Origin of the sequence: Enterobacter sp. WPR_3_1, from assembly GCF_003635055.1 — a bacterium.
Taxonomy (GTDB): Bacteria; Pseudomonadota; Gammaproteobacteria; order Enterobacterales; family Enterobacteriaceae; genus Enterobacter; species Enterobacter ludwigii.
Genome location: NZ_RBXU01000008.1, coordinates 906751 through 930916 on the forward strand (window position 1 = coordinate 906751; position 24166 = coordinate 930916).

A 24166-nucleotide genomic window follows, 5' to 3' on the forward strand; every position below is an offset into this window, starting at 1 on the left:
CGGGGGAGAACAGGGGACTGTATTTACCGCCAAAGTGGGACGTAAGGCGGATTTTTGGGGCAGGAAAGACGCCCCGGTTAAGGAGCGTCTGTGGCGGGATTATTTCTGTATCAAATAACGAATGGTTGGCCCATCCTGTTGAATGTCCAGCACGGTGTAACCGTGGTTTTTAGCATCCAGAGGAATGTTGTTGATAGACTGCGGGCAGTCGCTCACCACCTCCAGAATTTCCCCTTTCCTGAGCTGAGGCAGGGCTTCCAGCGTAGCGACAGCGGGATAAGGGCAGGGTTCGCCCACCATATCCAGACGATAGTCAGGCACGATCTCTTTCATGCGGCATTCTCCTGCGTTTCATTTTTGACAGCGGCACGGCGGAAGAATCGTTTCTCCTGCGCAATCACCAGTAAAAAAGCGGCCAGCAGCAGGGCGTACGTCACCAACAGGCCACCGAGTGGGCCGAACGTGCTGAGCAGGTTGACCTTATCCCAGTTCGTCGCGAGGACAGGAGAAAGGGAATCCCAGTAGTACGCAAGGAGAGTTGACCCGAGCACGTTCCCCAGGCCAACCCACCAGTAATGCACCTGACCTTCAACGGCGCGGTACATCCAGCCTGTTTCACAACCGCCAGCCAGCACAATCCCGAAGCCAAACAGCAGGCCGCCAATCACCGCATTCGGGCCGGCCCACATGATTTTCGGTTCAACACCTAACTGAACATAGCTGAAGATGCCGATAGCACTCACCGCCATCCCGGCAATAATCGCTTTTGCCATCATTGTCCGCCCGGTGATCCACATATCGCGAAACGCTGAAGTAAAGCAGATCTGCGCGCGTTCAATAAGCAAACCAAAGCCCACGCCAAACAGCATTGCCAGACCCAGTTTAGGTTGATTGAGCGCTGTACACAGTGCCCATGCCACCATGGCGAAAAAGACCAGCATCCCCAGGCGGAAACGACGGTGTGCCTGAGCTGGTTTTTGCGTCAGCGGCGATGCGGCGCTGACCTTAACCATCCTGACGGGAATACGGAACAGCGGCAAAAGGGTAAATTTTGCGCCAAAGTAAGAACCGATGGCGGTAGCGACGGCAAAGAACCAGGCATGTAGCGAAAACTGTGGGATACCGGTAAAGAAGGCGGCAAGGTTACAGCCCATCGCCAGGCGCGCACCGAAACCGGCAATCATGCCGCCGATGACCGCCTGTACGATGCGGATCCGACTTTTTGGCATTCTCAGCTTAACGTTGTTTGCCCACAGCGCGGCGGCAAAACAGCCGCCGAACATGCCGATGATCATCATCCCGTCGATGCGGGTCAGCGGAGTGCCTTCCAGATGAATGAGCTTAAAGTAACCCCACTCTTCAGCATGCACACCGGCAAGCTGCAGCAGCTGTCCACCCCAGCGGGTAAACTCGCCGGTTACAGCCCAGAACGTACCGGTAATGCCGAAATAGTAAGTAGACAGGATCCCCGCTGCGATAACGGCGGGTACAGGTGACCAGAACTTAACCAGGTAAGTCTGTTTGAAGTATTGCCATGACATGAGTAAGCCTCTGAACTCAGAAGGTATATTTGGATTTAACGGGCTGGAATATATAACTTTTTTTCTTTCTCCAAAACCTCTCCAAAACTTTTCTCAAAAATACCTACCTTTTTTATGACCTCCGTCATCAAATCTTCCTGATATCTCCTGGCAATCACTCACCCGGCTGCAAAATATTCACTCTTTTCGCGGCTCCTCACGCAGAATACGCGAGCGGCAGACATCCAGAATTTCGTCAGCGAGCGCAGAATTATCCGGGCAGGCACGGGACAACACCAGAGCCCCGACAAGATGTGCAAAGGTGTCTATCAGGTCAGCACGTGAGACATTTTCGTCACTTAACATTGCCAGCTGACGTTCAACCCCAGCCGCAAATGTCTCTTTGATGGACTCGGACTGACGGGCGGTGTCGGTGCCCAGGGCAGACATCACACAACCCCTGGCCATATCATCGCGATGCTGTCGGGAGAGGTAATATTCAATGAATTTTTCTCGATCCACACCCGCCAGGTTTTCCGCGGCGTGTACAAAACCACAGTTCATGGCTTCTGACATCAGATCGGCCTTTGAACCAAAGTGCTTATAAAACCCGCCGTGGGTTAAACCCGCCGCAGACATCAGCTCCGCCACGCCCACGCCGTCATAGCCGCGCTCACGAAAAAGTTCTGATGCCGTTTCAACAATGCGCATCCGGTTTTCCCGAACCTGCTCTTTTGACACTTTCATGCTTTCCCGCCCCCTTACAAAACAAGGCTCAATTATACATTGATGATGATCATAATCAAACCAGTTGACTTTATAGATTATGATCATCATCATTAAATCCATGTCCCCGACGGCGCTTCGCAGAGGTATGCGCGCTCCGTCAGTCTGACTGAGATCAGCAAAGAGAGCCGGACATATCCCCGGATTTACCTGCATCGAACAGTGCAGATTCTGTTCAACATTGAATAAAGAAGATCACATATGACGAAAACTTCAGTTCTCATTACAGGCGCATCGACGGGTATTGGTGCTGTCTATGCGCAAAGATTTGCGAGCCGTGGACATGACCTGGTTCTGGTTGCCCGCGATAAAACAAAATTAGACGCGCTCGCCGAGCGTCTGCGACAGGAGAAGGGCGTTTCTGTTGATGTTCTGCCAGCCGACCTCACTCAGGCAGCGGATTTAGCGACGGTGGAAGCTCGTCTTCGTGAAGACGAAAAAATAGGGGTGCTGATTAACAACGCGGGCATGGCACAGTCGGGCAATTTTGCCGGCCAGACGCCTGAGGCAATTGAGCGTCTTATCGCCCTGAACGTCACTGCGCTGACGAGGCTTGCTCGTGCCGCGGCGCCACGGTTTGTCAAAACCGGAGAAGGCGCAATCGTCAATATCAGCTCCGTCGTTGGGCTCGCCCCGGAATTTGCCATGACGGTTTACGGTGCAACCAAAGCCTTTGTGCTTTTCCTGTCGCAGGGATTGCATCTTGAGCTGTCCTCCGCGGGCGTTTACGTCCAGGTGGTACTTCCGGCTGGCACTTACACCGAAATCTGGGAACGTGCAGGTATTGATATCAGTAAGGCGCCCGAGATGATGGAAGTGGGTCAGTTAGTTGACGCAGCCCTGGCCGGCTTTGATCGTCGCGAACTCGTCACCATCCCTCCTTTACAAAATGCTGCCCACTGGGATGACCTGGAGACGGCGCGTCAGGCTCTGCTGGCGGATATCAATCAGGCTAAAGCGGCAGAACGGTACACAGTGTAGCCACGGGGATTCGGCATAACCCTATGCCGCGTTGTTTCCCTGCAGCGTGTTGTTGCGCTGCAGGGTGAGCAGGACTCCATCAAGAGAGCGTAGTGAGAATGACAAAAAAACGTGTAGCACTGGTGACCGGAGCTTCTTCGGGGATCGGTGAGGCGTCGGCTAAAAAACTGCTGGCCGCGGGGTATACGGTCTATGGCACCAGCCGGCGCGCTGTGCAGGCAGGCACACATCCCTTTGCGTTATTAACGCTTGATGTGACGGACGATGCGTCCGTGAGCGCCGCCATTGAGGCGTTACTGCACCTGGAAGGGCGGATAGATTTGCTGGTGAATAATGCGGGCTTTGGGGTTGCTCCTGCGGCCGCGGAAGAAAGTTCGATTGATCAGGCCAGGCGTATTTTCGACACCAACTTTCTTGGCCTGGTCAGAATGACGCGGGCAGTGATCCCGCACATGCGCCGTCAGGGCAGTGGGCGCATCATCAACATTGGTTCGATATTAGGGATTGTCCCGCTACCTTACGTGGCACTGTATGCAGCCAGTAAGCATGCGGTTGAAGGGTATACGGGCGCGCTGGACCATGAACTGCGCACACAGGGTATCAGGGTTTCCGTGATCGAGCCGGCCTATACAAAGACACAGTTCGACGTAAACAATATAGAACCTGACGCGAAGCTAGAAGAATATGAACCGCTCCGGGCTAAGCTGAACAACGTCGTCAGCAAGGCAATGGACGAGGCGGAACGTCCGGAAGTGGTGGCTGATGTGGTGGTAAAGGCTGCCCAGGCTTTACGGCCTAAGGTGCGTTATACGGCGGGCACGCTGGCGGGGAAACTGAATTTCATTCGCCGCTTTGCGCCTGCTTCACTTCTGGACAAGGTGGTACGCAACAGTCTTCAGCTCGACGCGAAAGAATAAGAATATGAAATTTTCTCAACTGGCTATTCTGACTGCCGGGTTGTTTTTCATCCTGGCGGCGATATGGATGTTCTGCCCGCAACTGCTGTTAACGCAGTGGGGAATCACGCCAACACCGGGAACTGATGTGCTCGGCCATCGCTCTGCCGCCCTGTACGCGGGCCTGGGGGTGATGTGTTTATTCGCCAGGCATGCAGAGCCCACGCTGGCCCGCTATGCCCTGGCAGCAGGGATCGGTACGTTATGTTTGATTTTAGCCGTGTCCGGCGTTGTTGAGTGGTATGCAGGACACGTTAATGGGCAGATCGTTATTGCAGTATTTATCGAGCTATTCCTGGGTATCGCTTTTTTACTCAGCAACAGCGTTGGTAAGAAACACGCCACCGGCAAACCCGGCAGAGTAAAAGACAAATGAATAAGAAGACGATGAAAGCATTTACGTTCAAACGCTATGGTAAATCCCCTGAACTGGGATTCGACGACGTAGATTTTCCGTCCCCTGGTGATGATGAAATTCTGGTCAAAGTTTATGCAGTAGGTCTGAACCCGATCGATAACATGATCCCGACCGGCATGTTCAAACGTGTTCTGCATTTCAGTCTCCCCGCGACGTTGGGCAGCGACGTGTCCGGCGTTGTCGTTGCCACAGGACGCCGCGTGACGCGTTTCAAAGCAGGCGACGAGGTGTTTGCCAGTATTTTTGACAGGGGAACGGGTTCGCTTGCTGAATTTGTGCGGGTGCCAGAAAACCTTGCAGCGTTAAAACCCGCCACTCTGGATTTCGTACAGGCAGCGTCGCTTCCGATGGTCAGTCTCACCTCCTGGCAAGCGCTGACGGAACGCGCGAAGCTGCAAGCGGGGCAGAAAGTATTTATCCCGGCAGGCTCCGGTGGAATTGGCAGTTTTGCTATCCAACTGGCAAAACACCTTGGCGCAACGGTAGGGACGACAACCAGCACCGCCAACATTGACTGGGTGAGCCGCCTTGGTGCAGATGAGGTGGTTGACTATAAAAAGCAGGAATTCGAAAAAGTGCTGAGCGGCTACGATATTGTCCTCGGGACTATCAGAGGTGACGCGATTGAGAAATCCACCCAAATCCTTAAACCGGGAGGGAAGATAGTTTCCCTGATCGGGCCGTTAGATACGGCTTTCGCACGGGAAAGACACCTTAATGTTTTCCTGCGTTTCGTATTAGGACTGATGAGCCGCAAAATCATGCGACTGTCAAAAAAACGAGGGTTAACCTATTCGTTTCTCTTTGTCCGCCCTGATGGCAGCCAGCTTAGCCAAATCGCTGAACTCATGGACGCTCAACGCATCAAACCCGTTATCGACAACGTTTTCCCCTTTGCCGAAACTGGCGACGCCTTCGCCTATCTGGCTCGCGGGCATGCAAAGGGGAAAGTGGTGGTTAAAATTCATGAGTGATAGCAACGAAGGCTTGCCTCTGCGCTAAGCATAAATGACCAGGGTTATCGCCTCAGGGAAGAGGTATTGTCACTATCACCGTTCGTATCAGTTATAGCCCTCCGTCTTCATTGCATAATGTGGCCAGATATCAGGATCGTGCCCGGGAATAATTTCCGCATTATGCATCTGGGTAACCACTCTTAGTTTTGCCACCGATCGTGCCACCTCACCGGCCGATGTCATCAAGCCAGGCAGGGCTTTATCCTGAAAATGGTCAAGCGTATAGGCAGCATCTATCGCCAGGGTGAACGATTTTCCACTCGGCAGGGAGACGACAAAAGATTGATGACCCGGGGAGTGGCCTGGCGTGTAAATGATTTTCAGAACGCCGTCGCCATACAGATCAAAACCGTCATCGGCATCTCCTGCCAGAAACTGCCATTTGAGACCTTCGCGATGAAAATCTTTCCGACAGTAGGCCCCGGCGGTAAACCAGTCCGGTGAAAAGGCATAGTCATACTCAGCACGCTGCACAAGATGAGTGGCTTCAGGAAAGCGGCCAATCGCGCCGGTATGGTCAGAGTGGAGGTGGGAGAGTAAAACATAACGCACCGATTCTGGCCTTATTCCGAGCTTCGCCAGTTGTCTTCTACAGCCCTGGTTTGTATCCATGATGGGTTGATACTGGTCAACAGTCGGTCCCCAGTAGGCGCGGGGATCCTTCAGCCCTTCCACCGCAAGACCACCGTCAATAACAACATTCCCCTGCGGATGCGTCAGTAAAAACCAGGGGACAGGTATAATGTAGTCGGCGCCTTCACCCTGATTCATCCTGATATCGTGATATTTACAACGCTGATAGCCCGACTGGAACATATAAAGCCTGATATCTGACATGCTTCTTTTCCCGTAAAAAATGAAATCTTCTGTACGCCATAGCTAGAACAGCCGTGGACGCACAGATTTTCATTAACAGAAGGGCCTGCCAGTAGAGGGGCGGGACCACTTTCATTTATCGGTTTTACCAATATAATCGGTGAATGGATTTACTTACGGCAATGCGTATTTTCATTCGGGTGGTTGAGCGCGGAAGCATGTCTGCCGCCGCGCGCGATCTCGGCATCGGACAGCCGGCGGTCAGTGAAAGGATAGAGCGTCTGGAAGCTCATCTTAATACCCGCCTGCTGCGACGTCACACGCGCCGAATGTCTCTCACCAATAGCGGGACGCTGTTCTATGAACGGAGCAAAAGCGCCGTTGCAGCGGCTGACCATGCGCTGGCAATCGTGGATAATGGTGAGGCAATTAGTGGAACCCTGCGCATTGCCGCACCCTATGGTGCCGGGGAAGAGTTACTTATGCCCGCCCTGCTTAAACTGCAATTGGCCTATCCGGGCATCAACATTGATCTGGTGCTCAGTGACAGAGTGACGGACCCGGTCACCGAAGGTGTGGATATCTCGCTACGTCTTGGTGAGGCGGGGGAAGGATATTATGTTGCCCGCCCGTTGGGGAAAATTGAGCGGTTGCTGGTGGCCTCTCCCGAATATTTGCAGCGTTATGATATGCCCCGTACACCGGATGAACTCGCCCGACATGCGTTTGCTCGTGTTTCGGGCCTGTTTATGAATAACCATGTGACGCTGATCGCGCCTGACAACGCGTTACTCACCGTCCCTGTGAGAATAACATTCACTTCCAGCCACTGGCGGCCGTTACGTACTGTGCTTCTGGCAGGAAAGGCAATCGGGGTATTGCAGTCTCCGGTTTGCCGACAGGAGATTGCCGACGGGCATCTCGTACCTGTGTTACCCGACTACCTTGTTCCTTCATTCCCTGCATATCTACTTTATCCTCCGGCTAATATCATCTCCGCTGAAACACGAGCATGTGTCGCTTTCCTTGAAAACGAACTTCGCACAAGCCTTACGCGCTCGGTAACAAAAGGGCAGCCATAGTTCTCAAGCTGGAATATGAGGCTGTTAAATAAACGGTTGAACAAAATTTCTTGCCTGCCTGAGGTACACCCCGGTTAATGGCTTGCCCAGTCGAGCATGCGTCATTCGCTGCTACGGCGCGGCAACTCTCCGGCAGCTAAATATTCTGCGCGGGTTTGAAACTACTGCAGTGACGTCTTCCCCCACTGCCTGACGTGTTCAATCAGAGCCCGCAGCTTGGGGGCCATATTTCGACGTTGCGGGAAGTACAGATAAAACCCAGGAAAAGGCGGAAGAAAATCATCCAGTAATGAAACAAGCTGTCCTTTTTCAATAAATGGCCTGAATGTTTCATAGGTTGCAAAGGTAATTCCTCCCCCCGCAAGCGCGAGCCTGAGCATGAGACGGAGATCGTTGGTGGTGATATGCGGTTCAACCGCCACGTCGAAAGGTCTTCCCGCTTCCTCAAATTCCCAGCGATAGGGCGCGACGTCTGGCGATGGGCGCCAGCCGATACAGCGATGGCGGATAAGCTCTCGCGGATGGCGCGGTGCGCTATGGGCCGCCAGATACGTTGGTGATGCCACCACCACTTCCCGTTGCTGTCCCGTCAGAGGGACAGCAATCATGTCTTTTTCGATCACGTCACCGAGCCTTACGCCGGCATCATAGCCCGCTGCCACGATATCAAATTCGTCATCCGACACGACGATATCGATGGTGACGGCAGGGTTAGCGGCTGCAAAGGACGCGAGCAGAGGGCCTGAAAGAAATTCTTCTGCAATTGAGGTGACAGCAATTTTCAGATGCCCTCGCGGCCCGTTGTCAGAGAGAACGTCTTCGCACGCCGCGTCAATCGTTGATAGCGGTATGGACAACGATTTTCGCAGCCGTTCTCCCGCTTCAGTCAGGTTTACCGAACGTGTGGTGCGCATGACAAGCAGGGTCCCGAACGTATCCTCCAGGCGTCTGATACCCTGGCTGACCGCCGATCGCGTCACGCCAAGACGTTCGGCGGCAGCGCTGAAGCTATGTTCCTCTGCGACAGCCAGAAACAGAGGTAAAAGATTAAGGTCAATTTTCATTGTTTAAGTTTGCTAACCAGTGTGTACACCAGAGGCAGGATACACGAAACAATAACCGCGTTCTATTATCCCTCTGAACTCAACTGAAGGAGTAAGTCATGGATAAAGTCATCTTGATCACCGGTGCATCCAGCGGTATCGGAGAGGGTATTGCACGAGAGCTTGGCAATGCAGGCGCGAAGTTATTACTTGGGGCACGCAGGAAAGATCGTATTGAAGCTATCGCTGCAGAAATCCGCAGTACAGGCGGGCATGCTGAAGCCTGCGAGCTGGATGTCACAAATCGCCAGTCGATGTCTGATTTCGTGCAGGCGGCACTGACTAGGTGGGGGCGTATTGACGTTCTGATCAACAACGCGGGAATAATGCCCCTTTCTCCGCTGGCAGCGGGTAAATATGATGAATGGGAACGTACCATTGATGTGAATATCAAGGGCGTGCTATGGGGGATTGGCGCCGTGCTTCCCACCATGGAAGCGCAGGGCTCCGGTCAGATAATCAATATTGGCTCTATCGGCGCGCTCTCTGTGGTGCCGACAGCTGCCGTCTATTGCGCCACAAAGTTCGCCGTTCGGGCGATTTCAGATGGCTTGCGACAGGAAAGTGCCAGCATCCGTGTCACCTGCGTCAACCCCGGTGTGGTGGAAAGCGAACTTGCCTCGACCATTACTCATCCGGAAACGCAGACGGCAATGGAGGTATACCGTTCCATTGCACTCCAGCCGGCTGATATTGCCCGCGCTGTTCGGCAAGTGATTGAAGCGCCTGAAAATGTTGATACAACAGAAATCACGATTCGACCTACCGCGTCTGCGAACTGAACTGGCTAACGCATATTCACCACGAAAGCTGCCTGTAAGGCAGCTTTTTTGTCGCGTCACAGAGTGCAGGGTGAAAATTGTATGTGTATTGAAAAGGTCATAACGCGGGCCAGACAACCGGTTTGGCCCGCATGACAAACTTACCACTGCTGCTCTGTGGGCATGATGAACAATTCTGCCACGTCGACATGGTCCGGCGCGCGCAGCACATAAAGGATGGAATCAGCAATATCCTCTGACTTCAGGAACGTCATGTGTTCCTTCAGGTTTTCCATCTGTGCACGGTAGTTTTCGTCAGTAATGTGCTCGAATAATTCACTTTCAACCGCGCCTGGCTGAAGTGAGGTTACGCGAATATTGTATTGAGACGAAAGCTCCATGCGTAATACATCTGAAAATGCGGCTACCGCATGTTTCGTTGCGCAATATACCCCGAGTCCAGCGAACGTTTTTCTGCCCGCAATCGAGGACGTATTGATGATATGCCCTGACTTTTGCGCTTGCATCACCGGGAGTACCGCGGCAACCGTGTTCATTAAGCCCTTAATATTGACATCAACCATACGATGCCACTCCTCCAGTTTGAGACTGGCGATGTCTGAAATGGGCATGAGTCCGGCATTGTTGAAGGCGATATCAATGTGGCCATAGGCGTCGTGCAGTTTCTTCACGCCATCGAAGACTGACGCCTGGTCAGTCACATCCATTTCCAGCGCAATGGCTTCTCCGCCGAAGGCCTTGATTTCTGACACCAGCGCCTGGAGACGATCCCGGCGGCGGGCCGCGAGTCCCACTTTGACCCCCTCTCTGGCCAATTTAATGGCGGTGGCTGCGCCGATACCGCTTGATGCACCGGTCACGATGGCTGATTTACCGTTGAGTTCCATGATTAATCCTCTTATGCGTTTGTTTCAGCGCTTCAGCAAAGAACATCTGAAGTTCGGGTCAATCATGTCTGCAAAAGGCACTCTCTTCGCGCGGTGGTTTGCTCACACTGTCGGTGTTTTGCTACGCATATTTTCGTGGCGATACTGAGAGGGCGAAATACCGGTGTGCTTGCGGAATATGGCAGCAAAATGGCTGGGGCTGTTGTAGCCCACGGTCAGGGCAATGCTGATCATCGAATCCTCTGTCTCGGACAACAGGCGGCGCGCCGCTTCCATTCGCAAGCGGATAAAATAATGGGAAGGCGAAAGCCCGGTAGACTGTTTAAAGACCCGGCTGAAATGGAATTCACTAAGCTCGGCAAGGGCAGCCAGACGTGCTAAGTCAAAGGGGTGAGCCAGCTCTTCATGCATCGCCTTAAATACCCGGTGTAATTTATATGCCTGCAACCCGCCGTGGTGTCGCTTTGCCGATGTCCGGTAAGCACGGGAGAGGTGTACCGCAAGGGCTTGAGCGATACCCTGGATGTAATGTCCACTGGGTGGGTGCTGAAAATAAAGCTCTGCGCGCATAAGTTCCAGCAGGGCTGACAGTGTTTCATCGCGTTCGCCCGACACTTCCCGCAGCTCTATATTCTGCATCATGGACACACCAATATAGACGTGCATAACGATGAAAGGGCTGTCTGGATCGGCTTGCCATCTCATCTCTGTCGGAGAGGTGTCGGTCGTGAGAAAAAAATCACCTGCGGTAACGTGGTTTTCTGACCACTCTCCGCCCAGAGGCCGTTCTTCAACGACGGCCCGCCCAGAGAGTATCCAGACAATAAAAGGCTCTGGCACGGCCGGGATAATAACGTTGTCCTGCCTCTGCCGACGCGCCAGAATTTGAATGAAGACATCCCGGGAAGATTGTGCCCGATGTTCCTTGAGCAATTCGCCCGGAATGTACGCTTCGAATGATTCAGCGGAAGTACGTTGAGCCATATTCGTCAATAACGTCTCTTAAGCCAGTTTCACAAGGTTTAGCGCGGGAAGGGGACCACCCGGGAATTGTTGCAGATATCCCCCAATCTCAAGACTCCCTAAGTCTATACTGGCGAAGCCCATTCGGGTGGCTAATTCCTCAACGTCTGCTTTTGCATCAGCGTGGTCGCCGGACATAAAGACCACGCGGCGCCCGCCAGATTGGGACGGGTCTTGCGCAAGAACGTTTGCCAGAAGCGTATTGAAGGCTTTGACGACCCGGGCTCCCGCTGCCCATTCTGCAACGCGCTGGGATGAATTTTTACCCCCCAGATCTGCAAGGGTGTAGCCCGGCAAAAGTACCGGGTTAGTCGCGTCAATCAGAATACGACCCTCCCAGTTCAACCCACTTAATGCGGCCTCGGTTCTGTTCCAGTTGGTACTTATAAAAACGATTTCGGCTTCGGCAGCCTGTTGTACCGTTCCGGCGCGAGCTTTGTCGCCTAATGCCTCAACCACTTCAGCCAGGCTGTCCGGGCCACGACTGTTACTGAGGATGACATTCACGCCTGCGTTGACCAGCTGGTGGGCAAAGGCTTGTCCGATGGCGCCTGCACCAATAATGCCGACAGTATTTTTTTTCATAGTTTGTTTCCTTAAATGAACAGATGCGTTGATGTGTTTGGCTAGGTTGCTTAAGAACATGAAAGGAGAATAGTGCTCACCGATCTATCTGTGTAGCCTATATAATTAGATGGTATACATCTAAAGGGGCGATACATGCTGGATGGTATGTCGATTGATCAACTGCGTACTTTCATTGCTGCGGTTGATGAAGGCAGTTTCTCGGCCGCAGGTCGCAAACTTCGCCGGGCGCAGTCCGTCGTTAGCGCTACGCTGGCAAATCTGGAATCTCAGGTAGGCTTTCCTTTATTTGAGCGAACGGGACGTTACCCGAAACTGACGGAGGCGGGGGCAGCCTTACTGGAGGCCGCACGCCATACGCTTGCCGGAATGGACGCGTTTAAGGCTAAGGCGCGTATCCTGGCAGAAGGCCTGGAACCCGAACTCGCCGTGTCTGTGGATGTGATGTTTCCGATAGAGATCCTGACCGCAGTCGTGAAGGAATTTCATCTGGCCTTTCCCGGCACACCGTTGCGTCTTTATGTTGAGGCGCTGGGCGCGGTACTTCAGCCATTGCTGGCCGGCAGCTGTCGGGTCGCGATTATCGGCTCGCTACCGGATGTTCCGACCGGGTGTGCCTCTGAGTTCCTGCTCAGTGTTCCTGCCGTGGCTGTGGTCTCACCCGATCATCCTTTGGCTAAAATGGCTGGCCCAATTCTTCGGCCGGTTATGGAGAACGCTGTGCAGCTTGTATTGGCTGACCGCTCATCACTCACGGCGGGTCGCAACTTTGGCGTGATGTCGGCTAAGACGTGGCGTTTGGGTGACATGGGGGCAAAACATGCATTCTTGCGTGCGGGCCTCGGTTGGGGTTATATGCCTTTGCCTATGGTTGAGGATGATATTGCTAATGGCAGACTGGTTATCCTGAACCTGGAGATGCAGCCCGATGTTGGCCCTGGTTTTTCCATGCATGCGGTACATATGACGCAATATCCTCCAGGGCCAGCCGGGCGCTGGTTTATTAATAAACTTAAAACGCAGTAAACCAGGTTATCTGGCGGTCAGAGCACCAGATAACCGATATCCTGCATCAGAATGTATAAAATGCCCCGACGGTAAAGAGAAGATATTCATCCTTTTGCACAATGGGGCTGCTGCTTACACGCTCTGCAAGCGTGATATACCCTAAATCCGCATAGCCGGACCAGTTATCATTAAATGTGTGTTGCCAGTTAATATCGTAATTCACACTGTTTAATCCGCTACCCGCGTTGAAAGACCTATATCCGGAATGGGTACTCTGATTTTTATTCACCCCAAACCAGGTATTATTATACCGTGCGTCGCCGTATTTTCTTTCGGTACTGATTACCAGAGTATCTGTGTCGTTAGCAAAAAGAACGACATTAAGTTTCATTTTATATTGCATTCCCTGGCTTTCCGTCAGCGGTGCCGTAATATTTCCCTCAAAGCCTATCCAGGGTGCCATCCACCATCCTGCCGTGGTGGTGGTATTCATTACGGTATTAATCTTACCCATACCTTTAAGTTTATCAGAGCCTTCCTGAAGCCAGGCGTTTCCGCTATCCGTGCGGCCAAGGGAATACCCCAGAGCTTGCCCCAGGTAAACGCCATTACTGAACTGATGGGAATAGACGATACCTTTGTCGGTATTGACGGACCAGTCATCGTAAGTCCATCCGAAATACGGCAGCGTATTGACATCATATTTATTCGAGCCGGTATATTCAGGCGCATATTGTGAACCCACGCCAATCGTGACATAAGATGCTTTTTTATCTGATGATGCCTGTGAAGCGAACGATGCTGCGATGAGTGTTACTAAGGCGATTTTTATTTCCTTCATAAAACTTCCTGAATGAATTATGCTTATATCTATGAATTGCGGAGTATGCGGGCGGTCAATCAATATTCCTGCAAGATTTAATCAAGATTCCATCAAGGTGCGAATGTGAAACGTGTTTTAATTATTGAAGACGATTTGGATGCCGCGAATGTGCTTGAGGCTTACCTTAAGCGCGATCAGTTTCAGACCTCTTCGGCCAGCAGCGGTAACCGGGGGCTCGAACTGGCATTCAGCTGGAAGCCCGACATTATTTTACTGGATGTGATGTTGCCCGGCATGAGCGGGAACGATGTTCTGCTGGCCCTGCGCCGGCGCAGTGATATTCCCGTGATTATGATCACCGCCATCCGCGACGGCAGCGACAAAATCAGTGCCCTGCGATTTGGCGCGGATGACTATGTGGTGAAGCCCTATAACCCGGGTGAGGTGGTCGCCAGAGTCCATGCTGTACTCCGTCGTTATTCCGGCGAGCGCAGCAGCACGCTTATTGAGTACCGGGGACTGCAGGCAGATACAGAGTCCATGACGGTAAGCGTTGAGAGCGAGAACGGGCAACGGACAGCGCTGGATTTAACGCCGACGGAACTGCTGCTACTGATGACATTTCTTAAGTCGCCTAATAAGGCTTTCACCCGTCAGGCGCTTCTTGAAGCGTGTCTCCCAGAAAGTGAAGCCCTGGAGCGCGTTGTGGACACGCATATCTATAACTTGCGAAAAAAACTCGAGTCAGCGGGGCAGACTGAATTGCTGATAAACGTACGAGGGATCGGCTACCGATTTGCAAATGCATGAAAAAGTTTACGTTATCTCCACGAGGCGAACCGAGTACGCTGTGGAACTGGATATGCAAGCGGCTGATATCCCTGGCAGTCGGAAGTATTATTCTTATCGCCTTTTTTATGTGGGTGCGATTTTTTGTTGAAAACAAATGGCACGCCTACCGGATGCCAGAGGCCGTCAGGGCTGAACTCTCAGTTCTGAGCAAGCACCCTGAACAGAACATCAACCGCTATCATGAAATTATCGACACCTGGTATGGGCTGTCCTACTCAGATCCGACGATGGGGATTAAGGACTGGGTGATTCTTGGCATCCTGGTTCTGATATTCATACCGATTATTTTTATGCTTACGCTGAAAACAGCGCGACCCATTTCCCATCATATTAGCCGGCTTGCCGGTGCGGCACGGTCTGTTGCTGAAGGCGGGTTTGGGACCCGCGTGCCCGTGCCGGACAATCTGCCGCTTGAATTGCGTAGCCTCAGCGAGAACTTTAACGGGATGTCGATGCAGCTGGAACGCTACGAGAAAGATTTGAAAAAATCGCATGTGATCATGGCACATGAATTGCGCTCGCCGCTGACGGCTGCCATCGGTCGTCTGCAGGGCATTATGGACGGCGTATTTGAACCCAGTCAGGCCCAGTTGAACATGATCATGCAGCAGATGAATGATTTAAACAGACTGGTTGACGATCTGCATCTGTTAAAACTGGCTGATGCCAACCAGCTGAATTTGAGCCTGGTATCAACCAGCCTGGACCAGATAATCCGTGAGAAAGTGGCATGGACGATGCCTTCAGCCCAAAGGGTGGGAGTGAACATTATCTACCATGAGGGGGAATCTGTGACCTGTCGGGTTGATCCGTACCGGATAGGCCAGGTCTTTTTGATCCTGATGGACAATGCTCTGCGTTACGCTGCGGAAGGGGGCATCCTGGATATTCGTTATCATGTCAGCGATAAAAAGGTATCCGTTATTTTCCGCGACAACGGTCCGGCAGTCCCGGACGCACTGCTTGAAACCATATTTTCACCGTTTGTGCGTGAGGAGCAGTCTCGTTCACGACATACCGGTGGATCCGGCCTTGGGCTCTCTATTGCCAGAGCGATATGCGAGGCGCATCGCGGTACTGTCTTTGCAGAACGGAATGCCAGCGGAGGGCTATCGTTCACGATGACGATACCGCTAAGCGAAAAGGAACAGCATTGACGGTTCCTTAACAAAGGGTGAACTGAATCTTGTAAAAATTGAGTTTAAATACATGGTAAACGGGGGTTTACCATGTCACCTGAATTACTTCTCTCACTGCTTTCTGCCTTTCGTAAAATGGTACGATGTGGTTGTTTTTTACTGTACATCGCACCGCTGATTGTCATATTTCAGATTATCATTATTGTTTTATTGGATGCGCCGAAAGGAGATAAATAATTGTTAAGGGCAGGGCGGCGAATACAGTTCAAAGAACCAGTGATTTACCTGTGGGCTGGGTTTCGGCCCAAAGCAATTTATAGTCCCATTTTTTATCATACAATCCGATTGAAAATTGCATTGCCTTATTTTCATTGCGACATACTTCTCGTGCATCAACAATATTTTTCCACATGAGCAGACTTCCTGGGCTGAATGCGGTGATCGACGGGTCAATCCCTCCGTTAGGAACATCAAAATACAGGCTTTTTTCACTACGTGCACACAGTACGAGATCTATCGCAACGGGGGCACCTTCAAAGAAAAGTACATTGCCGGTGACCATATGTGGCAGGGCGGTTAACAGTTCAGTGATGTTTTTCCTGTTATAGCATCTGACGCTGTCAGCAAAACGCAGCCTGAAAAGATGCACGTAAATATCAGCAATATCCGCCGGTGACATCTCTCTGAGCGGTATGCATTCTCCGCCCGCAGCCAGCATTTTTTTTAGCTCGCCATTTCTTTTTTTCACCGTTTTACCTGAGAAAGACGTTTTAATCAGGCAAACCTTACGTTTTTCACGAAAAGAATAGGTGGCATTTATTATATTCCCACGCAGCGATGAAGACAGCCGGTTTGTTTTTACTGGCAGAACGATTTTTTGATCGGCAGCCATGGGGATAATAATTTCATCATAAGATACCGGGTAATCGCGCCAGACATTCAGGCCGAAGGTATTTTCATCACTGGTAAAGTACGCTGCGGTGACCTCGCCATCGCGTCGGTAATGCCAGAATGCGAAATCTTTTTCCTTCTTCTGCATAAAGAAATTGATAATGTCGGGGTGAGTATTAACACTGCCGCCGTACTTATAATAAGCCGCCTGGTAATGCGTGAAGTTTGAACGTTCCCATCCAAAAAGCGAATGTCTGAAGCCCATTATTGTTTCTCCTTGCAATCTCATCAGAGGGCGCTGTCAGCGCCGGGCAGTTCTGTCTGAACAGGCTGATTATCCCGACCGTTAATCAATAAACGGTCAAGGCAAAATCAAGATTGCTGCAATCTTCGTTGGCGGAGTTAATTTTGCCTGTCTCAGGAAATATCTGCTTACATTCCAGCTAACGCTATGCTCTTTACATTGACACTAGTGTCAATGTTGTAGAGTGCATCTATGACGAGGAGAAAGGTATGCGACCATCTGAACTGGCGGCGCTCACTGGCGTCAGCACCCGAGTGCTCAGACATTATGAAGCTAAAGGACTGATTGTTTCTCAGCGGTTGGACAACGGTTATCGGAATTACGACGCGAAAGACGTCGAGAAAGTGAGATGGATAATCTCGCTTTTAAAATGTGGGTTCAGTACCCGACAGATTGCAGAGCTGGAAAAGTTTTCTCAGGTAAGCGACATGGATGATGCGCGTTTTATCCAGTGTCTGGCCCAGCACAGAGAAAAACTTCGGGCACTGGACACGCTTATCGAATTACTTAATGAACGCAGAAATACACTTGCCACGCGTATTCACGCCTACGAGTGATCGCGCTGTCTGAGCAGTAATAACAGGAAATATCATCATGAAACAGTTAGACAATAAAGTCGCGTTAATTACCGGAGGCAGTAGCGGTATCGGACTGGCCACGGCCAAACGGTTTATTGAAGAAGGTGCAAAGGTGATTATCACTGGCAGGAATGCAGAAACCCTGCAGCAGGCGATGAATGAACTCGGTGACGATAATGCACTGTCAATACAACACGATATCGGTGACATACGAAGCCATGAAAACCTCTTTCGCATTATTAACGAAAAATACGGCAAGCTGGATGTGATGTTTGCAAATGCCGGTGTTATTGTGCTTTCCGATTTCCCGGCTTCCTCCGAAGATGATTTTAATACTCAGTTTGATATCAACGTAAAAGGGACGTTTTTCGCCGTGCAACAGGCCCTCCCGTTAATGTCCGACGGTGGCTCGATAATATTAACGTCCTCCATTGCGCATTATAAAGGGTTCGATGGACACAATATCTATGCCGCCTCAAAAGCCGCGCTGCGATCTTTTGCCCGCAGCTGGACGACCGACCTTAAAGGCCGTGGGATCCGCGTGAATTGCCTGAGCCCAGGACCCGTCGCCACACCGATTATCAGTAAAATGGGCGTTTCCCTGAGCGATCGCGAGATTTTTGACGCCAGCATCGCAAGTCGTATTCCGTTAGGTCGTTTAGGCAAACCTGACGAGGTGGCCGCGGCAGCGCTGTTTCTTGCATCGGATGAAAGCAGTTTTATTTCGGGTATCGACCTGTCTGTCGATGGCGGGATGGGGCAAATTTAGCGGCGCGCGCAGCGCTGATAAAAAAACATCAAATTTGATTAAAGCACATCAATTTTGCTAGAGCAGGCAGGTTTGACTTTCACTACTCTTGGTGCGGTAACGACATTTTCATCATCCGCTGTTAACAGGTATCGCTATGAAAAAACGTATTATTATTGCCGGTTCGGGTTTTGCAGGTATGTGGGCCGCCATTTCAGCAGCAAGGCTGGTACATATGGAAAAGGCAAATGATCGGATTGAGATTTTTTTGGTTTCTCCGGAACCCGCATTAACCATTCGTCCAAGATTGTATGAAGCCGTACTTGAAAATATGGCACCCTCTATTCTGCATGTTCTTAAGGCTGCGGGTGTGCACTATATTGCCGGTTATGTCACCGATATTGACGCAGAAAATAAAACTATCTCGGTAAAAAAAGAGAGTGGCGAAACCTCGGTTAATTTTGACAGTTTTGTACTGGCCACCGGAAGCCAGGCATTTCACCCAGAACTGCCGGGGATCACGGAATACAGTTTTGATGTGAACTCATTGAATGCTGCTCATGAACTGGAGCAACACCTCATGTCGTTAGCTTCAGAGCCTTATTCTCCCGCACGAAATACTGTTGTTGTCGCCGGTGGGGGCCTGACCGGGCTTGAGACCGCCACTGAAATGCCGGAACGCCTCAGAGACCTCTTGGGTTCGGAGCACCATTTGCAGGTTATTATTGTGGACAGTTCGAACAAAATTGGTCAGGCGATGGGCGAGGATGCCTGTGAGATCATCAATCAGGCGCTGGCCAGTAATGGCGTGACTGTACGAACGGGCGTCAGAGTGCGCGCAATCAACGCTGAGGGGGTGATGCTTTCGGACGATGAATTTATCCCCAGTAAAACGGTGATATGGACGGCGGGAATGCGGGCCAGCGCGTTAGCCGGGCTCATCCCGGGCGACCACGATAATCTGGGCCGTGTTATTGGGGATGCGTATCTGCGGGCACCTGCCGCCAGGGGTATCTTCGTTACCGGCGATACCGTAAAAGTCCCTACGGATGATGAAGGTAATTATAACGTCATGTCCTGCCAGCATGCGATGAGCCTGGGGCGCGTCGCCGGTCATAACGCGGCAGCAGAAATACTGGGATTACCGCTGCATTCTTACAGCCAGCCAAAATATGTTACCTGTCTTGATCTGGGCAAATGGGGGGCGGTCTACACGGAAGGCTGGGATCATCAGGTTATGTACCAGGGCATGGAAGCGAAAAAAATAAAGCAGGAAATTAATACTCAGTGGATTTATCCGCCAGAACCCGACAGAGAGAAAATGTTTTCTGTTGCTAACCCTGATTACATTATTGTTCCGTAACAGGCCATCTCTGTTGATGCTGCCTGGCGGCAGGCAGCATCAACGCGTGTTCTTTTTTTCACGCCATTGACCGGGGGTCAAGCCTGTTATTTTTCTGAAGGCCTGGGTAAATGCATTTTGCGAGCCATAGCCGCTTTCAATGGCAATTTCTGTAATCAGTTTATCGGTGTGTTGTAACTCGTGGAAAGCGCGTTCCATTACGCGCTGCTTAAGCCACCCGTACGGGGTTAAGCCGGTACTGTTTTTAAAGGCACGGCAGAAATGAGCTGAGGAAACTCCCAGTTCAAGAGCCAGTGATTTAATCGTGACATCACCTATCGGGCTGTTATCCAGTTTTTCCAGCGCCATTTTTAATGCGCGCGAAGACAATACTCCTTGCGACTGGCCTGCGGCTGTCAGCGTGTTGGAGTGGTTTTTTATTAACTGTAATATTAATGACAGTGTTAAGTGCTCGCAGAGCAGTTGGTTAATTTTGTTATTGTCCGAAATGATTTCCGCAACGGCCAGCGTAATTTTTGATGCCGTCTCATCAAAATGCGCTGTGCGTAAGAGTAACTCAGCAGTGGGTATCTCCATTTGATTCAGAAGATCGGCGAAAATATTATCAGGAATATATAAATGCATAACATCTACAAGACCAGCAATATCCCAGCGAGATGTACTTCCCTGAGGAATTGTCGTGATGGCGCCTTTCCGGATCGTGTTTTTAACGATTTTATTTTCTGTTTTTCGCTCAACACGCTGCATATGTCCAACGTGAGCAATAATCACATGTTGATCGAGTGGCGGGATAGTTTCATGCAATGGCCCATGCGGCCAGTGATAACAGCGAATTTGCAGCGCATCTCCACTGTCTATGCCTAATTCAGGTCGGTTCTTTAATACCTGAGCCATTTTATGAACGGCATCGTCAAGAGGAATGTCATGATTTTTCATGAGTATACCTGTTAATAACAGTGGGCATCCTAAGAGTATAGCGATGTTTTAACCCTGTTTCATTGTGTTCTGTCTGTATGTTTATTTTTGATGATGGGAAATAACAGAGGGGAAAAAGTCATTTCTACGGTGTGTATACCCTTAAATCGATTAATTATGTTGTCCGGAGGAAATATGGCGATATCTAAGAATGATGCAGCGTCGTTAGCACCGGTTAATGGTACCTCGCATGTGGAAGCCGTTTATGAAAAGGTGCCATCACGTTATGCACTACAGGTCGGTAAGATTGATGTTCTGGTGATCAGTGACGGCGTGTTGTCATTACCTGGACCCATGTTGGGTCATAACGCGGAGGCCTCCGAACGTACCCACTGGTTTGAAGATAAGTTTCTGCCTGCCGATTTTCTCGACTGGGCATTAAATGTGGTTCTCGTGCATAGCGGTGACCGGACGATCCTGGTTGATGCAGGGATGGGGGAGGCTTTCCCTGATTTACCCCGCGCCGGGCGAACGGTTAACCGCCTGGCGTCAGCGGGGATAGATCTTGCCAGCGTCACGGATGTGATTATCACTCATCTGCATATGGATCACGTTGGTGGGCTGCTTATTGAGGGTGTGAAAGCGCGCATGCGGTCAGATCTTCGCATTCATGTCGCTGCTGCTGAGGTGGAATTTTGGCGTGACCCCGATTTTTCACAGGTTTCCATGCCGCCTGGTTTCCCGGAAGCGCTGCGCCAAACCGCTACCCAATTTTTGCAAGCGTACCAGACTCAACTGCATACATTCGAAGATGAATACGAGGTTGCACCCGGCGTGCGTGTTGTTCGTACAGGCGGGCATACTCCCGGACACAGCGTGGTAAGGCTGGCCTCTGAGGGGGAACGACTCACCTTTGCCGGCGATGCTATTTTCCAGGTTGGGTTTGAACATCCTGACTGGTTCAATGGTTTCGACCATTATCCCGAAGAAGCGGCACAGATTCGCATTCGTCTGTTGCAGGAACTGGCAGATAACAGGGAGTCATTGATCGCTACTCATCTCTCATTCCCGTCTGTCTGCCATGTTGCTGTCGACGGCGATACGTTCCGTTGCATTCCGGGTCCCTGGGATTATTAAGAATACCGCTGATGTCATTTTCACGGATACCGGCAGGAACATAAGAGGCATTACCTATACGGCCATCCCTCAGACGAGGGATGGCGTTCAGGGGGGAGAGCGATGTTTACTTCGCCGCTTCCTCAATAAGTGTGGCAACGTCCTGCGGATGAGAAACCATCACGACATGGGATGCGCCCTTGATCACCACGGTGTGTTTTGAGCCCGCGCGTTCAGCCATGAATCGCAAACCCTGGGCGGGGATATTCTTGTCGCCGTCACCGTAAATAAAGTAAGAGGGCAGTTTTTTCCAGGCAGGCGCACCTGACTTTTCAGTTAAAGCCGCTTCGGTAATCGGTCTTTGCCCTGCGGCCATCAGCGCTGCCTCTTTAGCTGAAACGTCATGTGCGAATTGCTGGTGGAACTTCGCCTGGTCGATGGAGAGATCGACGCTACCATCAGCCAGCTTCACCGGTGCGGCGAGCGCCTGGCCAAGCGTGCCGCCAGGGAATTTTCCGGCCAGGTCGGCCGCCGCTTCACCGGCATCCGGAGCAAATGCGGCGACATACACCAGCGATTTCACATTGTTTGTATCACGGGCCGCGTTCGTAATGACCTGGCCACCATAGGAATGGCCGACAAGGACGACCGGCCCCTTAATATTGTTCACCACGGAAGAGACGTAAGCCGCATCAGTCGAAACACTGCGCAGCGGATTCGCCGCAGCGACGACGTTATACCCGTCCTTTTGCAGGATTTGGGTAACGCCATTCCAGCTAGAAGAGTCGGCAAAGGCACCATGAACCAGGACAACAGTCGGCTTAGCGGTTTCTGCAATAGCGCTGGCAGACAGCAAAACGGTGGCAACGGCAAGGGAGGCAGCAAATTTCGACATGATCGTTCCTCTTTTCAATTCAGTTTAAAGGCTATGCGTATGATGGTTGCGGCCTGTCTGGAACAGGCCACCTTGTTAGCTGCGAATAAAGGCCAGTACGTCAGCGTTAAAGCGATCGGCTTCTGTCTCCGCCAGTCCATGTGAACCACCGGCATATATCGTCAGCGTCGCATTCGCGACGATCTCAGCGGCGCGGTGTGCAGATGCCTTAATGGGGACAATCTGGTCGTCGTCGCCATGAATAATCAGGGTAGGGCGATCAATCTGTTGCAGGTCGTGTGTGTAATCGACTTCAGAGAACTCATGGATGCAGTCATATTGCCCCTTAATACCGCCCTGCAGGCCGATTCTGCGGAAGTTTTCCCGCAACCCGTCATTGGTGGGGACATGGTCACGGTTGAAGCCATAGAACGGAACCGTCAGGTCGAAGTAAAACTGTGAGCGGTTTTTGGCCGTGCCTTCGCGGATGGCATCAAACACCTCCATCGGGGTGCCGTCAGGATTGGCATCCGTCCGGAGCATCAGAGGAGGGACAGCGCCGACCAGAACGACTTTAGCCACACGTGAGGTACCATGACGACCGATATAATGTGCAACTTCGCCGCCCCCTGTTGAGTGACCCACTAAAATCAGATCCTTCAGATCCAGCGCCTCAATCAGCTCAGCGAGATCGTCCGCATACTGATCCATATTGTTACCGTGGAAAGTCTGGTCCGAACGCCCGTGGCTGCGACGGTCGTGTGCGATGACCCGGAAACCCTTCTGGCTGAAAAACAGCATCTGCTGATCCCAGGCATCAGACGATAACGGCCATCCATGAGCGAAGAGGATAGGCTGACCTGAACCCCAGTCTTTGTAGAAAATGCCTGTTCCGTCTGTGGTGGTGAAAGTTGTCATTTCGTTCTCCTGTCATGTGTTGTGCTATTAGTTTGTGTACGACTTGTTTGTGTGCAAATTAATATGGCAGCCCTTTTTGCCTTTGTCAATCGCTTGCAATTAAATCGTATGCAAATTATTTTAGGGGGACTGGAGGACATATGACTAAACACACTACTTCCGAGGATTCCCTGCCCGATGTGCACGGCATGCTCTGTTTCTCTCTTTACTCAGCGGGACATGCTTTTACCCAGCTCTATCGTCCCATGCTCGATAAGCTTGGCCTGACCTATCCCCAGTATCTGGTGATGGTCACCTTGTGGAATCAGGATGGGCGAACAGTGAAGGAACTGAGTGGAATTCTTTTTCTTGAGTCCAGCACGCTGACCCCTTTACTGAAACGGCTGGAGACTGCGGGGTTGATCACCCGGACACGCAATCCGAAGGATGAGCGCGAAGTGCTTATCCACCTAACGGAGAAGGGTGAGGCGCTGAAAAGCGAGACCAGCACTATCACGCGCTGTATTGTGGATACCCTTGGGATGGACGCCGACATCATTGCTGACATCAAAGCATCAGTTGATAAGATCCGTGACAAGATCCACCGTGCGCAGAAACCGGACGCCGATGACCTATCCTGATTGAGGCGGATTCGGGTTCCTGATAAGTGTACGTCTGGTGACTGACAAGACAGGTACCGGGG

The 24166-nt window shown here is 51.5% G+C and carries 27 protein-coding genes; 14 read left to right on the plus strand and 13 right to left on the minus strand.

The annotated features are described in order from the left end of the window. Nucleotides 1–99 precede the first annotated feature (99 nt). The 3 genes from yedF to BJ887_RS06150 all read right to left on the minus strand — a co-directional run bounded on the left by yedF (nt 100) and on the right by BJ887_RS06150 (nt 2267). Nucleotides 100–333: a sulfurtransferase-like selenium metabolism protein YedF gene (yedF, locus tag BJ887_RS06140; RefSeq protein WP_014170428.1), complete on the minus strand. Its 234-nt coding sequence runs from the start codon at nt 331–333 to the stop codon at nt 100–102. Then, complete coding sequence (gene yedE / locus BJ887_RS06145; RefSeq protein ID WP_032680851.1) at nt 330–1541, minus strand: selenium metabolism membrane protein YedE/FdhT; 1212 nt, start codon at nt 1539–1541, stop codon at nt 330–332. Before yedE ends, yedF begins: the two co-directional genes overlap by 4 nt. Before the next feature lie 177 nt (nt 1542–1718). Then, nucleotides 1719–2267, minus strand: a complete 549-nt coding sequence (locus BJ887_RS06150; protein WP_032681991.1) for a TetR/AcrR family transcriptional regulator — start codon at nt 2265–2267, stop codon at nt 1719–1721. Nucleotides 2268–2507: 240 nt separating this feature from the next. On the opposite strand from BJ887_RS06150, the gene BJ887_RS06155 reads away from it, so the two are divergent. From BJ887_RS06155 to BJ887_RS06170, 4 genes are all read left to right on the plus strand, one after another. Beyond that, nucleotides 2508–3287, plus strand: a complete 780-nt coding sequence (locus BJ887_RS06155) for an SDR family oxidoreductase (RefSeq protein WP_032680852.1) — start codon at nt 2508–2510, stop codon at nt 3285–3287. Between the two features lie 98 nt (nt 3288–3385). Beyond that, entirely contained in the window at nt 3386–4204 is an 819-nt protein-coding gene (locus tag BJ887_RS06160) for an oxidoreductase (RefSeq protein ID WP_032680853.1), read from the plus strand. Nucleotides 4205–4208: 4 nt separating this feature from the next. Continuing rightward, on the plus strand, nt 4209–4619 hold the full coding sequence (locus BJ887_RS06165; RefSeq protein WP_121339584.1) for a hypothetical protein: 411 nt from the start codon (nt 4209–4211) through the stop codon (nt 4617–4619). After that, a complete protein-coding gene (locus BJ887_RS06170; protein ID WP_121339585.1) occupies nt 4616–5635 on the plus strand; it encodes an NADP-dependent oxidoreductase in 1020 nt (339 codons plus the stop codon). Before BJ887_RS06165 ends, BJ887_RS06170 begins: the two co-directional genes overlap by 4 nt. An 87-nt stretch (nt 5636–5722) precedes the next feature. Here the strand turns inward: BJ887_RS06170 and attM are convergent, their stop codons facing one another. Beyond that, entirely contained in the window at nt 5723–6514 is a 792-nt protein-coding gene (gene attM, locus BJ887_RS06175) for an N-acyl homoserine lactonase AttM (protein ID WP_049023765.1), read from the minus strand. A 161-nt stretch (nt 6515–6675) separates the two neighbouring features. Here attM and BJ887_RS06180 point away from each other — a divergent pair, with 161 nt between their 5' ends. Continuing rightward, entirely contained in the window at nt 6676–7575 is a 900-nt protein-coding gene (locus BJ887_RS06180; protein ID WP_049023764.1) for a LysR family transcriptional regulator, read from the plus strand. Between the two features lie 161 nt (nt 7576–7736). On the opposite strand, the gene BJ887_RS06185 is transcribed toward BJ887_RS06180, so the two are convergent. Next, nucleotides 7737–8639: a LysR family transcriptional regulator gene (locus BJ887_RS06185; protein ID WP_049023762.1), complete on the minus strand. Its 903-nt coding sequence runs from the start codon at nt 8637–8639 to the stop codon at nt 7737–7739. A 98-nt stretch (nt 8640–8737) separates the two neighbouring features. On the opposite strand from BJ887_RS06185, the gene BJ887_RS06190 reads away from it, so the two are divergent. Beyond that, complete coding sequence (locus BJ887_RS06190) at nt 8738–9460, plus strand: SDR family oxidoreductase (RefSeq protein ID WP_121339587.1); 723 nt, start codon at nt 8738–8740, stop codon at nt 9458–9460. A gap of 140 nt (nt 9461–9600) precedes the next feature. Here BJ887_RS06190 and BJ887_RS06195 read toward each other — a convergent pair whose 3' ends face one another. The 3 genes from BJ887_RS06195 to BJ887_RS06205 all read right to left on the minus strand — a co-directional run bounded on the left by BJ887_RS06195 (nt 9601) and on the right by BJ887_RS06205 (nt 12015). Continuing rightward, complete coding sequence (locus BJ887_RS06195; protein WP_020882399.1) at nt 9601–10347, minus strand: SDR family oxidoreductase; 747 nt, start codon at nt 10345–10347, stop codon at nt 9601–9603. 102 nt (nt 10348–10449) lie between these two features. After that, nucleotides 10450–11331, minus strand: a complete 882-nt coding sequence (locus tag BJ887_RS06200) for a helix-turn-helix transcriptional regulator (protein WP_049023757.1) — start codon at nt 11329–11331, stop codon at nt 10450–10452. Nucleotides 11332–11349: 18 nt separating this feature from the next. After that, complete coding sequence (locus tag BJ887_RS06205; protein ID WP_074164907.1) at nt 11350–12015, minus strand: NADPH-dependent F420 reductase; 666 nt, start codon at nt 12013–12015, stop codon at nt 11350–11352. A gap of 87 nt (nt 12016–12102) precedes the next feature. Between BJ887_RS06205 and BJ887_RS06210 the strand changes: the two genes are divergently transcribed. Then, the gene (locus BJ887_RS06210; RefSeq protein WP_320738984.1) at nt 12103–12981 is read left to right on the plus strand and encodes a LysR family transcriptional regulator; all 879 of its coding nucleotides are present in this window, start codon (nt 12103–12105) and stop codon (nt 12979–12981) included. 46 nt (nt 12982–13027) lie between these two features. Here the strand turns inward: BJ887_RS06210 and BJ887_RS06215 are convergent, their stop codons facing one another. Beyond that, entirely contained in the window at nt 13028–13804 is a 777-nt protein-coding gene (locus BJ887_RS06215) for a MipA/OmpV family protein (RefSeq protein WP_049023752.1), read from the minus strand. A gap of 105 nt (nt 13805–13909) precedes the next feature. Here BJ887_RS06215 and BJ887_RS06220 point away from each other — a divergent pair, with 105 nt between their 5' ends. Next, nucleotides 13910–14596 carry a response regulator gene (locus BJ887_RS06220; protein ID WP_014170413.1) on the plus strand — a complete coding sequence of 229 codons (687 nt, stop codon included), beginning with the start codon at nt 13910–13912 and terminating at the stop codon, nt 14594–14596. Beyond that, nucleotides 14593–15795, plus strand: coding sequence for a cell wall metabolism sensor histidine kinase WalK (locus BJ887_RS06225; RefSeq protein WP_044868160.1), 1203 nt, complete (start codon nt 14593–14595; stop codon nt 15793–15795). Before BJ887_RS06220 ends, BJ887_RS06225 begins: the two co-directional genes overlap by 4 nt. A gap of 247 nt (nt 15796–16042) precedes the next feature. Here BJ887_RS06225 and BJ887_RS06230 read toward each other — a convergent pair whose 3' ends face one another. Then, a complete protein-coding gene (locus BJ887_RS06230; protein ID WP_121339588.1) occupies nt 16043–16933 on the minus strand; it encodes a GNAT family N-acetyltransferase in 891 nt (296 codons plus the stop codon). Nucleotides 16934–17181: 248 nt separating this feature from the next. Here BJ887_RS06230 and BJ887_RS06235 point away from each other — a divergent pair, with 248 nt between their 5' ends. The 3 genes from BJ887_RS06235 to BJ887_RS06245 all read left to right on the plus strand — a co-directional run bounded on the left by BJ887_RS06235 (nt 17182) and on the right by BJ887_RS06245 (nt 19661). Further along, on the plus strand, nt 17182–17529 hold the full coding sequence (locus BJ887_RS06235) for a MerR family transcriptional regulator (protein WP_020882407.1): 348 nt from the start codon (nt 17182–17184) through the stop codon (nt 17527–17529). Nucleotides 17530–17566: 37 nt separating this feature from the next. After that, nucleotides 17567–18319 carry a glucose 1-dehydrogenase gene (locus tag BJ887_RS06240; RefSeq protein WP_113656299.1) on the plus strand — a complete coding sequence of 251 codons (753 nt, stop codon included), beginning with the start codon at nt 17567–17569 and terminating at the stop codon, nt 18317–18319. A 136-nt stretch (nt 18320–18455) separates the two neighbouring features. Further along, nucleotides 18456–19661, plus strand: a complete 1206-nt coding sequence (locus tag BJ887_RS06245) for an NAD(P)/FAD-dependent oxidoreductase (RefSeq protein ID WP_063156498.1) — start codon at nt 18456–18458, stop codon at nt 19659–19661. A gap of 39 nt (nt 19662–19700) precedes the next feature. Here the strand turns inward: BJ887_RS06245 and BJ887_RS06250 are convergent, their stop codons facing one another. Continuing rightward, nucleotides 19701–20597, minus strand: coding sequence for an AraC family transcriptional regulator (locus BJ887_RS06250; RefSeq protein WP_014170406.1), 897 nt, complete (start codon nt 20595–20597; stop codon nt 19701–19703). Nucleotides 20598–20771: 174 nt separating this feature from the next. On the opposite strand from BJ887_RS06250, the gene BJ887_RS06255 reads away from it, so the two are divergent. After that, a complete protein-coding gene (locus BJ887_RS06255) occupies nt 20772–21713 on the plus strand; it encodes an MBL fold metallo-hydrolase (protein WP_073971023.1) in 942 nt (313 codons plus the stop codon). Between the two features lie 106 nt (nt 21714–21819). Here BJ887_RS06255 and BJ887_RS06260 read toward each other — a convergent pair whose 3' ends face one another. Then, on the minus strand, nt 21820–22587 hold the full coding sequence (locus BJ887_RS06260; protein ID WP_020882412.1) for an alpha/beta fold hydrolase: 768 nt from the start codon (nt 22585–22587) through the stop codon (nt 21820–21822). 75 nt (nt 22588–22662) lie between these two features. After that, nucleotides 22663–23484, minus strand: coding sequence for an alpha/beta fold hydrolase (locus tag BJ887_RS06265; RefSeq protein ID WP_014170403.1), 822 nt, complete (start codon nt 23482–23484; stop codon nt 22663–22665). A gap of 140 nt (nt 23485–23624) precedes the next feature. Between BJ887_RS06265 and BJ887_RS06270 the strand changes: the two genes are divergently transcribed. Next, on the plus strand, nt 23625–24104 hold the full coding sequence (locus BJ887_RS06270; protein WP_025203961.1) for a MarR family winged helix-turn-helix transcriptional regulator: 480 nt from the start codon (nt 23625–23627) through the stop codon (nt 24102–24104). Nucleotides 24105–24166: the final 62 nt, after the last annotated feature.